The organism is Deinococcus actinosclerus, assembly GCF_001507665.1.
GTDB lineage: Bacteria > Deinococcota > Deinococci > Deinococcales > Deinococcaceae > Deinococcus > Deinococcus actinosclerus.
Genome location: NZ_CP013910.1, coordinates 1,191,038 through 1,204,474, shown reverse-complemented (window position 1 = coordinate 1,204,474; position 13,437 = coordinate 1,191,038). Strand labels below are relative to the sequence as shown.

Sequence of the window (13,437 nt, the reverse complement as noted above, 5' to 3'; positions counted from 1 at the left end):
GGTCGGGTCAGCGGGCGAAGTCGTGAATGAAGCGTTCCTGCGCCTCCGTCTCGATGGCGTGCGGGCTGCGGGTCTCGCGGACCAGGGCGATGGCGTCGTCGGCGTTCAGGCCGCCCTGCACGAGCAGGCACGCGGCGGTCAGGCCCGCGCGGCCCAGCCCGCCGCGGCAGTGCACGACGACGCTGCGCCCGTCAAGCAGGTGGGTCATGAGTTCGTCCACGTACGCGGCGAAATCACGTGGGTCGTGCGGCGCGTGCCCGTCCGGGATGGGGTACGGGGCGACCTCGATGCTGTACTCGGAGGCGGCGTCGTGGTAACCGTCCATGCCGAGCAGGTCGAACTCGAAGTCCTCGATGAGCGGCGCGAGGACGGTCGTGCCCTGCTGCGCGAGGGTCCGCATGTCCCCCGTGACGCTGCGGTCGTGGGTGACGCCCGGCTGGTACACGCTGCCGCCCTTCTTGCCAGGCGCGAAGGTCAGGCCCAGGCGGCCCGGCCACAACCCCGTGGGAATCCAGTCCACGCGGATGGGGTTGGCGGCGCTGGTCACGCGCGGCCTCTGTGGGCCACCGTTTCAGGGGCGGCCCCTCGCCCTTCTCGATTCGCTCTCACAGGATGACCTGCTCGGAGAGCCAGCGGGCGGCGTCCAGCGCGTGGTAGGTGATGATGGCGTCGGCCCCGGCGCGGCGCATCCCGGTCAGGGTTTCCAGGACGGTGCGGCGCTCGTCCATGAAGCCGGCGGCGGCGGCGGCCTTGATCAGCGAGTACTCGCCGCTGACGTTGTAGGCCACGACCGGCAGGTCGAACTCGCGCTTGAGGAGGTTCAGGACGTCCAGGTACGCCAGGGCGGGTTTGACCATCAGGGTGTCGGCGCCCTGTTCGGCGTCCAGGCGGGCCTCGCGCAGCGCCTCACGGTAGCCGCCGGCGGGGTCCATCTGGTAGGTGGCGCGGTTGCCGACGCTGGGGGTGCTGCCGGCCGCGTCGCGGAAGGGGCCGTAGTAGGCGCTGGCGTACTTCACGGCGTAGCTCATGACCGGCACGTGCGTGAAGCCCGCGTCGTCCAGTGCGGCGCGGATCGCGGCGACCTGCCCGTCCATCATGGCGCTGGGGGCGATCACGTCGGCGCCAGCGCGGGCCTGCGACACGGCGGTCTGGGCCAGCAGGGTCAGGCTGGCGTCGTTGTCCACCGTCCAGGCGTCCGCGCCGCTCAGGCCGGGCACCTCGCACAGCGGGCCGCAGTGGCCGTGGTCGGTGTACTCGCACAGGCAGGTGTCCGCGATGACGTTGATGCCGGGCACGGCGGCCTTGATGGCGCGCGTGGCCCGCTGGATGATGCCCTCCTCGGCGTACGCCTGGGTGCCGGTCGCGTCCTTGTGGTCGGGAATGCCGAAGAGGATCACGCTGGGAACGCCGAGGCTCAGGGCTTCACGCGCCTGATTCACGGCGCTCTCGATGGAGTGGCGCTGCACGCCGGGCATGGTGGCGATGTCCGTCACGCTGTCGCGCTCGTGCACGAAGATCGGATGGATGAACTGGCTGGGGTGCAGGTGCACCTCGCGGGTCAGGGCGCGCAGGGCGGGTGTGCGGCGCAGGCGGCGGGGACGATCCATGCGTCTACGCTAGCGCGCGCGCGGCGGGACGAATGCAACGGACCTCCGGGGCATGAAAAAAACTCCCCGGAGTGGGGAGCGGTCGTCAGGGCGCGGTCAGACGGTGCCGAGCAGGCGGCGCACGGCGAAGCGCACGCGGCCCAGGCTGGACACGTCGTCGAAAGCCGTCAGCAGCACCTGATTGCCGTGCGGGGTCAGGAGCACCGGGCCGCCGTCCACGTCAAGCAGGAGTTCCTGCCAGCCGTCCGCGTTCAGGTTGCTCTGCAGGCTGCCGATCACGGCGCGGCCGGCGGCCACCAGGGTCAGTTCGGCCGGCAGGTCCGCCTCCCTCAGTCCGGCCCGGGCGACCACCTTGCCGTCCAGGCCGACCAGGGCGCTGTGCCGCACGCCGCGCACGTCGAGCAGGCCGTCGATCATGGCGTTTCCCGGGGCATGACCAGATCCACGGCGAGTCGCGCGAGGCTCTGCTGGGCGGTGCGGGTGTCACTGCCGCGCGTCATGGCGGCGCCCAGGGTGTAGGGGCCGGTGGTGACGGCCACGACCTCCACCCGCTCGCTGGTGAAGGCCAGTCGGGTCACGTCCCCGGTGCCGAGGCGGCGACCGGTGCGGTCCATGCCCTGGCGCAGCGACGCGAGTTCAGCGGCCAGGCCGTCGCCGCCGTCGCCGTAGGATTCCACGGCGAGGCCGTCGGCGCCGACCAGGGCGGCGGCGATCACGCCGGGCAGGGTGCGCAGGGGGTCGAGGATCACAGCGTGGCCTCCAGTTTGCGGGCGGCGTCGCGGCCGTACAGGCGCGCCTGCCCGAGGTTGCTGCGGGCGTCCACGGCGAGCAGCAGGAAGTACTCGGTCTTGATGGGGTGCAGGTAGACGCTCAGGCGCTCGCCGCGCAGGTACAGTTCGCGGGGCGCGCCGCCCTGCAGGGTGTCGGTGTAGACGGTGTGCGCGGCGCGGTACAGACCGGCGTGCTCGGCGACGAGCAGGCTCAGGTCGGCGTCCAGCGTGGCGTGCCCCTCGATCAGGAGCCCGTCGAGACCCGCGATGGCGGCGGCCCAGGCTCCGTCGACGTCACGGATCAGTTGAGTGAGGTGATCGAGCATGTGTCTTGCATCATATGTCGCGCGCGGCGGGATGTGGGGGCTGATCTGCCCCAGCGGTGGGGGCGCCGCCCCCCCCGCCTGATGCGGGATTTTTCACGTCGAGGAGCCGGTTTCGCAGCGCCTCGGTTTCGGTCCGGAGCAGCCCGTGCGCGCTCAGGTAGACCCTCAGTCCACCCCAGGTGTCGTCGAGGCGGTTCAGGGTGTGCCGGATGTCGTCGGCCCGGGTCGGGACGAACGGGGCGAGTCGGGCCCACTGTTCGGGCGTGCGGCGGGCCTGCTGGTCGCGGTAGAAGCGGGTCAGGGCGGGGCCACTGGCGGCGTAGTCGGCGGCCGTCTGGTCGCGGGTCTGCCCGGCGAGTTCACTGCACAGGGCGGCGATCAGGCCGGTGCGGTCCTTGCCCGCGTGGCAGTGAATGAGGACCGGGCCGGGTGGGGCGTCGAGGATCGCGCCCAGGACCGTCACGATCTGGTTGGGCGCGTGGTCGAGCATGGCGGTCATGTAATCGGCGTTGCTGCGGGCGGCGGCGCTGGCCTCGTTGAAGGCGCGGTGGCGCCACGGGAGCAGGGGCAGGTTCAGGTAGGCAGGGTGGCCCAGGAAGGGGGGTGGATCGGCCGCGCGTTCGGTGCGGCCGCGCAGGTCGATGATGCGGCTGAAGTTCAGGGCGTGGAGGTCGCGCCGACCGTCTGGCGTGAGGCGGCTGAGGGTGTCGCTGCGGGACAGGCCGGGGAGGCTGCGGCGGAAATTGAGGAGCCCGCCGGGGGGCTGTTCGGAAGTGGTCATGGGGGGTGCAGTCTGACGGGCCGGCTGCCGGGGTCGGGGTGGCGGGAGTGACGGTGTGGCGCGGGAATTCTGGGGTACAATGGGGTCATTGAGGGAGCGGGTTCTATTACGCCAAGAGCATAATTTGTGTGGTAGAATCAATCCATTCCCGGAGCGGCCGGGCCTCGACATTCCAGGCTGACGCGGCGCCCCCACTGGGCCGCAGCAGCCTCACGACTGGAGCCACATGACTGGAATTCACCCCGTTGACATCACCAGTGAAGTCAAGACCAACTTCATCAACTACGCCATGAACGTGATCGTGGACCGCGCGCTGCCCGACGTGCGCGACGGTCTCAAACCCGTGCAGCGCCGCATCATGTACGCGATGATGCTCGAGGGCCTGTACTCGAACGTCAAGCACGCCAAGTCCGCGTCCGTCGTGGGCGAGGTCATGAAGAAGTACCACCCGCACGGCGACTCGTCGATCTACGACGCGATGGTGCGCCTGGGCCAGTGGTGGAACATGCGCTACCCGATGGTGCACCCCCAGGGCAACTTCGGGTCCATCGACGGCGACCCGCCCGCCGCGATGCGCTACACCGAGGCCCGCATGACCAAGGTCGCCGAGGAAGTCCTGGCCGACCTGGAAAAGAAGACGGTGGACCTCAAGCCCAACTACGACGAGACCACCGAGGAACCCACGGTCCTGCCCAGCGCCGTGCCGAACCTGCTCATCAACGGGGCGTCGGGGATCGCGGTGGGCATGGCGACGAACATCCCGCCGCACAACCTCACCGAGATCTGCAACGGTCTGCTCGCGCTGATCGAGGACCCGGGCATCGGCCTGGACGAGATGATGACGCACGTGCAGGGCCCGGACTTCCCCACCGGCGGGCGCATCAGCCGCGCGGGCATCCGTGAGGCGTACGCGACCGGGCACGGCGGCCTGAAGGTGCGCGGCAAGGCCCGCATCGACGAGAAGAACGGCCGCAACCAGATCATCATCAGCGAGATCCCGTATCAGGTGAACAAGACCAACCTGATCCAGACGATCAGCGCGATGTACAAGGCCGGGAAGATCCCGGACATCGCCGCCCTGCGCGACGAGTCCGACCGCAAGGACCCGGTGCGCATCGTGATCGACCTCAAGCGCGGCGCGATCCCCACCCTGGTCCTGAACCAGCTGTACAAGTACACGCAGCTCCAGAGCACCTTCACGATCATCAACCTGAGTATCGTGCACGGCGAGCCGCGCGTGCTGCCGCTGATCGACACCATGCGCTACTTCCTGGAGCACCGCCAGGACGTCGTGACCCGCCGCACGCAGTACGACCTGGACAAGGCGCAGGAACGCGCCCACATCCTCGAAGGTCTCCTGAAGGCACTCGATCACATCGACGAGGTCATCACGCTGATCCGCGCCAGCAACACCGGCGCCGAGGCGCGCGACTCGCTGATGGCCCGCTTCGGCCTGACCGAGGTGCAGGCCCAGGCGATCCTGGACATGCGCCTGCAGCGGCTGGTGGGCCTGGAACGCGAGAAGCTCCAGGGCGAGTACGACGAGCTGCAGAAGACCATCGCGTTCCTGCAGTCGATCCTGGGTGACCAGAAGCTGCTGTGGCGCGAGATCAAGAAGGAGATCCGCGCGGTGCGCGACAGCTACGGCGACGAGCGCCGCAGCGCGATCACCCTGCTGGAAGAGGACATCACCAAGGAGGACCTGATCGCCGTCGAGGACATGGTCATCACCATGACCAAGGCCGGGTACCTCAAGCGCACGAAGCTGGACGCCTACCGCGCCCAGAGTCGCGGCGGGCGCGGCGCGAGCGGCGGCAAGCTGCGCCAGGAGGACGTGAACACCCGCGTGTTCGTGGGGAGCACGCACGACTACCTGCTGTTCTTCACCGACCAGGGCCGCGTGTTCCACGAGAAGATCTACGACCTGCCGGAAGCGGGCCGCGACGCCAAGGGCACGCACATCCGCAACCTGCTGCCCAGCCTGCGTGAAGAGGAGAACGTCGCGTCGGTGCTGAGCGTCAAGGGCTTCGAGGAGGCCGGGTGCTTCATCTTCGCCACGAAGAACGGCATCGTGAAGAAGACGCTGATCACCGAGTACGGCAACATCACCTCGGCGGGCCTGATCGCGATCAACCTGCAGCCGGGTGACGAGCTGATCGGCGTCGGCATCGTGCAGGACGGCGACCACGTGGTCCTGGCGACCCGCAACGGCAAGGCGATGCGCTTCGAGAGCGGCGAGGTTCGCGAGACGGGCCGCGCGACGCAGGGCGTGATCGGTATCCGCCTGCGCGACGGCGAGGACGACGCGGTGGTCAGCATGGCGCTGGTGCCCGGCAGTGACGTGGACAGCGAACTGCTCGCGGTCAGCGAGTGCGGTCTGGGCAAGCGCACCCCGGTGGGCGACTACCCGGCCAAGGGGCGCGGCGGCATGGGCGTGATCACGCTGGACGTGACCGACAAGACCGGCAAGCTCGTGACCCTGGCCCGCGTGGGCGGCAACGAGGAACTGATGGTGCTGACCGAGAAGGGCACCGTGATCCGCACCCGCGTGGAGGAGGTCCGCGTGACCGGCCGCAACGCGCAGGGCGTGAAGGTGATCAACATTGCCGACAAGGACAGTGTGATCAGCGCCTTCCCGATCCGCCGCGAGGACGAACTCTAAGGCGCGCCGCTGCGTGAGGCCGGGGCGGGCGGTGACGCGCGCCCCGGCCTCTTGCTGTCGCTCCGGGTGAGGCTCCGGTGAGTCGGGCGCGGACCGGCAGCCAGAGGCGGCGCCGTGCTGGTGGCCCTCGGCAGAGCAGTCTTCAGGAGCCTGATCTGTAACCTAAAGCCAGATTAAAGAAACAAAACTGTTTACAAAAAAGTGATTTTCGGTTACACTGTGAGCACGTCGGGAAATGGGCCAGCGGCCCGCCACCCCGGCTCTCCTCAACCTCCGCTCCCACGCCCAAGGAGGCGACCCAATGATCAGCAACACCCGCACCCCCAGCACCCGGACCTTCGTGGACACCGTCACCTACCGCCCCGGCGCCGTCATCCTCTACCCCGGCAAGAGCGACATGCTCTACCGCGTCGCCAACGGTCTGGTGCGCGTGCACACCATGGACGACGACGGCAACGGCCTGACCCTGCGCTACGTCAAACCCGGCGAGTACTTCGGCGAGGAAGCCCTGGCCGGCGTGAACCGCGCCTACTTCGCCGAGGCCGTCACCGACTCCAGCATCGACGTGATCAACCCCGCCCTGATGAGCGCCGAGGACAACCTGCACGTCACCACCCACCTCGTGCGGACCCTGGAACGCGCCTACGAGAGCATCTACCGCCTCGTCGGCAAGCGGCTGCGCGCCCGCATCGCCGGGGAACTGCTGGAACTCAAGGACACCGCCCTGGCCACCCAGCTCGACAGCGGCGAGACCATGATCTACGCCACGCACGACGAACTGGCCGCCGCCGTCGGGTCGGTCCGCGAGACCGTCACCAAGGTCGTCGGGGAACTCTCCCGCGAGGGCGTGATCAGCGCCGGGTACGGCAAGATCACCCTGAAGAACGAATCGGCCCTGGCCGACATCGCCGCCGCGTAACCCCCGAACCTCACCGCGCCGCCGCCTCCCACCCGGGGGCGGCGGCTCCTCATGTCCCCTCCCCTGTCCAGCGGTGTTTCTGTACATGTGACACGAATCCTGGACGGTTGGCATTCCCAGCGCGCCCCGCGTGTGCATAGACTCGGGCGATGACCCAGACCTACACCCCCGACCGCCCCCTGCGCGTCGCCGTGATCGGCAGCGGCCCCAGCGGCATCTTCGCCACCGAGGCCCTCCTGAAACAGACCGACGTGCCCGCCCAGGTGGACGTCTACGACCGCCTCCCCACCCCGTACGGCCTGGTGCGCTACGGCGTGGCGCCCGACCACCTGACGATCAAGAGCGTCACGCGCGGCTTCGAGAAGACCCTCGGCGACCCGCGCGTGCGCTTCCTGGGCAACGTGGAATTCGGCACCGACCTCACCCACGAGGACGCCCTGACCCACTACGACGCCGTGCTGTACACCGTCGGGGCCAGCAGCGACCGCCGCCTGGGCATTCCAGGCGAGGACCTGGCGGGCAGCATGAGCGCCACGGAGTTCGTCGCGTGGTACAACGGCCACCCGGACGCCGCCGCGCGCGAGATGGTCCTCAGTGCCAGCGGCGTCGCCGTGGTCGGCGTCGGCAACGTGGCGCTGGACGTGAGCCGCATCCTCGTGAAGACCGCGCAGGAACTCCACGAGAGCGATATTGCCGCGCACGCCCTGAGCGCGCTGGACGCCAGCCACGTGCAGGACGTGTGGGTACTGGGCCGCCGCGGGCCCGCGCAGGCCGCCTTCACCACCAAGGAACTGCGCGAGTTCGGTGAACTGCACGCCGCCGAACCCGTAGTGAAACCGGAGGAGATCGCGCTGAGCGAGGCCGAGGAAGCCGCGATCACCGACAACACCAAGAAGAAGAACGTGGAGGTCCTGCGCGACTTCGCCGCCCGCGAAGCCGAGGGCAAGGCGCGGCGCGTGCATCTGCGCTTCCTGGTCTCTCCCGTCGAGATCCTCGACGACGGCCAGGGGCGCGTGGGCGGCCTGAAGGTCGAGCGCAACCGCCTGGATGAGAACGGCAACGCGGTCGGCACCGGCGAGTTCGAGGTGCTGCCCGTGCAGATGGTGCTGCGCTCGGTCGGGTACCGCGGCGTGGCGCTGCCCGGCGTGCCCTTCGACGAGAAGCGCGGCGTGATCGCCAACGACGAGGGCCGCGTGGTGGGCCGCGTGGGCGAGTACACCGCCGGGTGGATCAAGCGCGGCCCCAGCGGCGTGGTCGGTACGAACCGCAAGGACGCCACCGACACCGTCGCCCACCTGCTGGCCGACGCCAAAGACGGGAAGCTGCCCGGCGCCGCCCACCCCACCCGCGAGGCCGTGGACGCCCTGCTGCGTGGGAAGGGCGTGCAGGTCTACTCCTTCCACGACTGGCAGGTCCTCGACGCGCACGAACTGGCCGAGGGGCAGGCGCAGGGCCGCCCGCGCGCCAAGGTCGTGCGCCGCGAGCTGATGCTCGGCCACCGCAAGGGCTGACCACCACAGGGAGGCGGCCCCCGGGACTGGCGGGCCGCCTCCTTCCCTGTGGCTTCAGCTGATCAGGCCGGTATGCACGCGGGGCCTGAGGCCCTGCTGACGCACCAGCGTCCGCACTTCCTGGCAGCGGCAGCCGCGGTAGGTGCACAGCAGCCCTTCCGGGTCGCGGTTCAGGAGGCGCACGGTGCTGTCCACGAGGTCCCGCACGCGGTACAGCCGCAGGGTGCTCTGGCCCACCTGCACGCTGCGGGCGCGGGCATGCACCTCGGGCGCGAGGTTGTCGAAGTCGGCCGAGCAGTTCGGGAAAGCGGTCGGCACGACCTGCCCGTCCAGCGGCACGTACCGCGTCAGGAGCGGCAGGCCCGCGAGGTGTTCGCCGTAGTGGACGCTGGTGTTGCTGCCGAAATCCACGCCCATCAGCAGCGCGTATCCGTCCAGGTCGTAAAGCGCCCCGATGGGCTGGTAGGGGCTGCTCAGGGACTGCGCCTCGGTGATGCGGCGCGCCTCCTGGCCCAGCGCGATGAAACTCAGCGTGGGATGGAAGGAGCGCAGGGCGTCGGCGCGTTCCACGAGTTCCTGCGGCACCCGCCCGATGTCCCGGCTGACCCGCGAGTCCCGGTGGAAGCGCGCGTGGGCGGTCGCGGTGGGCCGCGAGAGCAGCGTGGAGTACGTGAAGGCCGGGGCGACCACCGTGGCGCTCGCGCGCTCCAGGGCGTCCACGACCGTGCGCGCCCCGCCTTCGAGCTGCCCGAAGGATTTCAGGCTGGCGTGCACGATCACGTGCCCGGTGCCGTCCAGTCCCAGTGCGCGCAGCCCCTCGTCCAGTTCGGCGGGGGTCACGGCGGGTCGACGCAGCAGGTTCAGCACTCACCCAGTCTACTCCGCAGGGCGCGCGTCCGGCATGGGGAACGGCCACAGTGACGGCCCACCGGCACAGTGCTGCCAGGCATGTCGAAGGGAGCGGCGCGCAGGTCTCCCTACGCGCCGCCCCCCTTCAAAACTGGGTTTACTTGACGAAGAGCATCTGGCGGTAGGTCGGCAGCGGCCAGTGCTGCTCGGCGACAACCTTCTCCAGCTTGTCGGCGGCCTTGCGCACGGCGCTCATGGCAGGCAGCACCTGATCGCGCATGTGGTGGGCCTTCTCGTGCACCTCGTCCCCGCCGGTGGCGGCGTTCTGGGCGCTGAGGGCCTGCACGGCGTCGAACAGTTCGTCCGCGGCGGCCTCGACCTCGGCAGCCACGCCCTTGATGGCCTTGCTGCCCCCGGCGGCGTGCAGTTCGGACAGGTACTTCACGGCGGCGGGGAGGATCATGGTGCGGGCCATGTACTCGGTGGTCTCGCCCTCGATGTTCACCGTCTTGAAGTAGATGTCGTACATGATTTCCTGACGGGCGGCCAGTTCACGGTCAGACAGCACCTTGAACTTCTCGAACAGAGCGCCGTTCTTCGCGTCGGTCAGGTGGTGCACGGCGTCCAGGGTGGTGCGCAGGTTCAGGAGCTTGCGGCCATGCTCGGCTTCCTGGTGCCACTCGTCGCTGTAGCCGTCGCCGTTGAAGACGATGCGCTTGTGGGCGCTGTAGGTGGCCTTCACGATGTCCGCCACGGCGCTGTTCAGGTCCGCGCCGCCGTCCAGCTTGGCCTTCAGCTCGGCGGCCAGGGCGCTCACGGCGTCCGCGACGATGGTGTTCAGGACCGTGATCGGGAAGGAGATGCTCTGGCTGCTGCCCGCCGCGCGGAATTCGAACTTGTTCCCGGTGAACGCAAACGGGCTGGTGCGGTTGCGGTCCCCGGCGTGACGGGGCAGCGGGGGCAGCACGCTGGTGCCCAGGCCCAGCAGGCCGGCCTCGGCGCCGCGCCCGCCCTGGCCGCTTTCCAGGCGGTCGAAGATGTCGCTCAGTTCGCTGCCCAGGAAGATGCTGATGATCGCGGGCGGGGCCTCGTTGGCGCCCAGGCGGTGGTCGTTGCTGGCGCTGGCGACGCTGATACGCAGCAGGTCCTGGTGCTCATCCACGGCCTTGATGACGGCTGAAGTGAAGAACAGGAACTGCAGGTTCTCGTGCGGGGTGTCGCCGGGCTCCAGGAGGTTCTCCCCGGCGTTGGTGCTCATGCTCCAGTTACAGTGCTTGCCCGAGCCGTTCACGCCGGCGAAGGGCTTCTCGTGCAGCAGGGCCACGAGGCCGTACTTGCGGGCGGTGTTGCGCAGCACCTGCATGGTGAGCTGCTGGTGGTCGGCGGCGATGTTGCTGTCCTCGAAGATCGGGGCGATCTCAAACTGGCCGGGCGCGACCTCGTTGTGGCGGGTCTTGACCGGGATGCCCAGCGCGTACAGCTGCTGCTCGGCGTCGGTCATGTAGCTCAGGACGCGGTCGGGGATCGCGCCGAAGTAGTGGTCCTCGAGTTCCTGGCCGCGCGGGGGCTGCGCGCCGAAGAGGGTGCGGCCGGTCATGACGAGGTCGGGGCGGCGGTAGTAGTACTCCTCGGCGATCAGGAAGTATTCCTGCTCGGCGCCCAGGGTGCTGCTCACGCGGGTGCCCTCGCTGGCCCCGAAGAGCTTCAGGGCGGGCGTGACGGCCTTGTTCAGCGCCTCGACGGAGCGCAGCAGGGGCGTCTTGGTGTCCAGCGCCTCGCCGGTCCAGCTGGCGAACGCGGTGGGGATGCACAGGGTCGCGCCGTTGGCGTGGCGCATGATGAACGCGGGGCTGCTGGCGTCCCAGGCGGTGTAGCCGCGCGCCTCGAAGGTGGCGCGCAGGCCGCCGGACGGGAAGGAGCTGGCGTCCGGTTCGGCCTGGATGAGTTCCTTGCCGCTGAAGGTGGCGATGGCGCTGCCATCGCCGTTGGGGGACACGAAGGAGTCGTGCTTCTCGGCGGTCGAGCCGGTCAGGGGGTGGAACCAGTGGGTGTAGTGCGTGGCACCCTTCTCCATGGCCCAGGTCTTCATGGCGAGCGCCACGGTGTCGGCGATGCTGGGATCGAGGGTCGCGCCGCGTTCCAGGGTCGCCTGGAGGCTCTTGAAGGTGGGTTTGCTCAGGCGGGCCTTGAGCTGTTCCAGGGTCAGGACGTCGCTGGCGTACACGCTGCTGATGATCTGATCGGGCGTGGCGGTCGCCACGGTGTCCGTGCGCCAGTTGCGGGCGGCGGAGATCACGTCGAAGTCATGGTTCATGTCGCTCCCTGTGCGCGGTGGCTGGGGGGTGCGCGGCGCGCTTGGCATCCCTGATTTCACGCCGCTCCCGTAGCGCCACCGGGCATCACTACGCCCGGAGTATATGAGCCCGGCCTGAAGACGGTCAACGAATACTTCTGCACAACATGCCGGAATACCGGGACGGTCCGGGGCTTGACAAGCGAAGGCGTGCAGTTTGTACACCGCGGATCTGCCACACTGGAATCCGACGCGCAACACTCTGCACCGCCACCCCGGCACGGGCCAGAGGTCGTAGCATTTCTGGACGCGCCGCCCAGCGCCACCGGAGGTTTCCCAGTCATGACGCCCCAGTCCACCACGCTCCCCACCCGCGACCAGATCCTGCAGCAGCTGCAGGAGGCGGAAGTCAAGTTCCTGCGCCTCCAGTTCACCGACATCCTCGGCACCACCAAGAACGTCGAGGTGCCCAAAAGTCAGTTCGCCAAAGCCCTGAACGGCGACGTGACCTTCGACGGCAGCGCCGTGGAGGGCTTCACCCGCGTCGAGGAGAGCGACATGCTCCTGCGCCCGGACCTGGGCACCTTCCTGATCTACCCGCAGTTCTCCCGCGAGGAAGGCGAGCGCGGCAAGGTCGCCCGCCTCATCTGCGACGTGGCCCTGCCCGACGGCACGCCCTTCGACGGCGACCCCCGGCAGGTCCTCAAGCGGCAGATCGCGCGCGCGCAGGCGATGGGCTTCGAGATGTTCGTCGGCACCGAACCCGAATTCTTCCTGTTCGAACGCTCCCCCAGCGGAGTCGGCACCACCGTCACGCACGACAAGGCCGGGTACTTCGACCTCGCGCCGATCGACAAGGGCGAACGTATCCGCCGGGAGATCACGAACAAACTCGTCGAGATGGGCTTCGAGATCGAGGCCGCGCATCACGAGGTCTCGCCCGGTCAGCACGAGATCGACTTCCGCTACGCCCCCGCGCTGGAAACCGCCGACCGCATCGCCACCTTCAAATTCGTCGTCAAACGCGTCGCGCTGGAGTACGGCCTGCTCGCCAGCTTCCTGCCCAAGCCGCTCCCGGGCGTGAACGGCAGCGGCATGCACTGCCACCTCAGCCTCTTCAAGGGCGGCACGAACGCCTTCGCGGATCCCGGCGGCGAGCACGGCCTGTCGCGCACCGCGCAGCAGTTCATCGCGGGGCTGCTCGACCACGCGGGCGCGATGGTCGCCATCACGAACCCCCTCGTGAACAGCTACAAGCGGCTCGTGCCGGGCTTCGAGGCCCCGGTGAACGTCGCCTGGAGCACCAGCAACCGCTCGGCGCTGATCCGCATTCCCGCCAAGCGCGGCAACTCCACCCGCGCCGAAGTCCGCATGCCCGACCCGAGCTGCAACCCGTACCTCGCGCTGGCCGTCATGCTGGCCGCCGGACTGGACGGCATCGAACAGGACATGGAACCCGCCCCCGCCATCCAGCGCAACATCTTCAAGATGACCGTGCGTGAGAAACGCCACCACCGCGTCAAGGAACTGCCCAGTGACCTGCGCGAGGCCGTGGACGAACTGGAAAAAGACGACGTGCTGCGCCGCGCACTGGGCGAACACGTCCTCGACCACTTCGTGGAAGCCAAACGGGCCGAATGGCGCGAGTACAACGCCACCGTGCATGCCTGGGAACTGGAACGGTACCTCGACCTGATCTGATACCAACTGGGATTGAAC

At 68.9% G+C, this 13,437-nt stretch carries 12 protein-coding genes; 4 read left to right on the top strand and 8 right to left on the bottom strand.

Translation table 11 applies throughout. The features are described from left to right. Positions 1 to 7 precede the first annotated feature (7 nt). The 6 genes from AUC44_RS05790 to AUC44_RS05765 form a co-directional block, all read right to left on the bottom strand. A complete protein-coding gene (locus tag AUC44_RS05790) occupies positions 8 to 547 on the bottom strand; it encodes a cyclin-dependent kinase inhibitor 3 family protein (RefSeq protein WP_062157791.1) in 540 nt (179 codons plus the stop codon). 58 nt (positions 548 to 605) lie between these two features. Next, a complete protein-coding gene (gene hemB, locus AUC44_RS05785) occupies positions 606 to 1,607 on the bottom strand; it encodes a porphobilinogen synthase (protein WP_062157790.1) in 1,002 nt (333 codons plus the stop codon). Positions 1,608 to 1,703: 96 nt separating this feature from the next. Beyond that, the gene (locus tag AUC44_RS05780) at positions 1,704 to 2,024 is read right to left on the bottom strand and encodes a roadblock/LC7 domain-containing protein (protein ID WP_062157789.1); all 321 of its coding nucleotides are present in this window, start codon (positions 2,022 to 2,024) and stop codon (positions 1,704 to 1,706) included. Next, positions 2,021 to 2,356, bottom strand: a complete 336-nt coding sequence (locus AUC44_RS05775) for a roadblock/LC7 domain-containing protein (RefSeq protein WP_062157788.1) — start codon at positions 2,354 to 2,356, stop codon at positions 2,021 to 2,023. Before AUC44_RS05775 ends, AUC44_RS05780 begins: the two co-directional genes overlap by 4 nt. Beyond that, complete coding sequence (locus tag AUC44_RS05770; RefSeq protein ID WP_062157787.1) at positions 2,353 to 2,703, bottom strand: roadblock/LC7 domain-containing protein; 351 nt, start codon at positions 2,701 to 2,703, stop codon at positions 2,353 to 2,355. The genes AUC44_RS05775 and AUC44_RS05770 overlap by 4 nt, the downstream gene beginning before the upstream one ends. A 10-nt stretch (positions 2,704 to 2,713) precedes the next feature. Next, positions 2,714 to 3,484, bottom strand: coding sequence for a tyrosine-protein phosphatase (locus AUC44_RS05765; RefSeq protein ID WP_082688963.1), 771 nt, complete (start codon positions 3,482 to 3,484; stop codon positions 2,714 to 2,716). Positions 3,485 to 3,710: 226 nt separating this feature from the next. Here AUC44_RS05765 and gyrA point away from each other — a divergent pair, with 226 nt between their 5' ends. The 3 genes from gyrA (at position 3,711) to AUC44_RS05750 (ending at position 8,576) form a co-directional block, all read left to right on the top strand. Continuing rightward, on the top strand, positions 3,711 to 6,146 hold the full coding sequence (gene gyrA, locus AUC44_RS05760; RefSeq protein WP_062157786.1) for a DNA gyrase subunit A: 2,436 nt from the start codon (positions 3,711 to 3,713) through the stop codon (positions 6,144 to 6,146). 301 nt (positions 6,147 to 6,447) lie between these two features. Beyond that, positions 6,448 to 7,065, top strand: a complete 618-nt coding sequence (locus AUC44_RS05755; RefSeq protein WP_062157785.1) for a helix-turn-helix domain-containing protein — start codon at positions 6,448 to 6,450, stop codon at positions 7,063 to 7,065. A 149-nt stretch (positions 7,066 to 7,214) separates the two neighbouring features. Next, entirely contained in the window at positions 7,215 to 8,576 is a 1,362-nt protein-coding gene (locus AUC44_RS05750; protein WP_062157784.1) for an FAD-dependent oxidoreductase, read from the top strand. 54 nt (positions 8,577 to 8,630) lie between these two features. Here the strand turns inward: AUC44_RS05750 and AUC44_RS05745 are convergent, their stop codons facing one another. Both AUC44_RS05745 and AUC44_RS05740 read right to left on the bottom strand, forming a co-directional pair. Then, positions 8,631 to 9,443, bottom strand: coding sequence for an AAC(3) family N-acetyltransferase (locus AUC44_RS05745; RefSeq protein ID WP_062157783.1), 813 nt, complete (start codon positions 9,441 to 9,443; stop codon positions 8,631 to 8,633). Positions 9,444 to 9,582: 139 nt separating this feature from the next. After that, positions 9,583 to 11,739, bottom strand: a complete 2,157-nt coding sequence (locus tag AUC44_RS05740; RefSeq protein ID WP_062157782.1) for a glutamine synthetase III family protein — start codon at positions 11,737 to 11,739, stop codon at positions 9,583 to 9,585. Positions 11,740 to 12,060: 321 nt separating this feature from the next. Here AUC44_RS05740 and glnA point away from each other — a divergent pair, with 321 nt between their 5' ends. Beyond that, entirely contained in the window at positions 12,061 to 13,419 is a 1,359-nt protein-coding gene (gene glnA, locus AUC44_RS05735) for a type I glutamate--ammonia ligase (protein ID WP_062157781.1), read from the top strand. The last annotated feature ends 18 nt before the right edge of the window (positions 13,420 to 13,437 follow it).

Excerpts from the sequence above, each read along its gene's own strand:
- hemB (WP_062157790.1), bottom strand. The coding sequence starts at position 1,607 with ATGGATCGTCCCCGCCGCCTGCGCCGCACACCCGCCCTGCGCGCCCTG.
- AUC44_RS05780 (WP_062157789.1), bottom strand. The coding sequence starts at position 2,024 with ATGATCGACGGCCTGCTCGACGTGCGCGGCGTGCGGCACAGCGCCCTG.
- AUC44_RS05770 (WP_062157787.1), bottom strand. The coding sequence starts at position 2,703 with ATGCTCGATCACCTCACTCAACTGATCCGTGACGTCGACGGAGCCTGG.
- AUC44_RS05765 (WP_082688963.1), bottom strand. The coding sequence starts at position 3,484 with ATGACCACTTCCGAACAGCCCCCCGGCGGGCTCCTCAATTTCCGCCGC.
- gyrA (WP_062157786.1), top strand. The coding sequence starts at position 3,711 with ATGACTGGAATTCACCCCGTTGACATCACCAGTGAAGTCAAGACCAAC.
- AUC44_RS05755 (WP_062157785.1), top strand. The coding sequence starts at position 6,448 with ATGATCAGCAACACCCGCACCCCCAGCACCCGGACCTTCGTGGACACC.
- AUC44_RS05750 (WP_062157784.1), top strand. The coding sequence starts at position 7,215 with ATGACCCAGACCTACACCCCCGACCGCCCCCTGCGCGTCGCCGTGATC.
- AUC44_RS05740 (WP_062157782.1), bottom strand. The coding sequence starts at position 11,739 with ATGAACCATGACTTCGACGTGATCTCCGCCGCCCGCAACTGGCGCACG.
- glnA (WP_062157781.1), top strand. The coding sequence starts at position 12,061 with ATGACGCCCCAGTCCACCACGCTCCCCACCCGCGACCAGATCCTGCAG.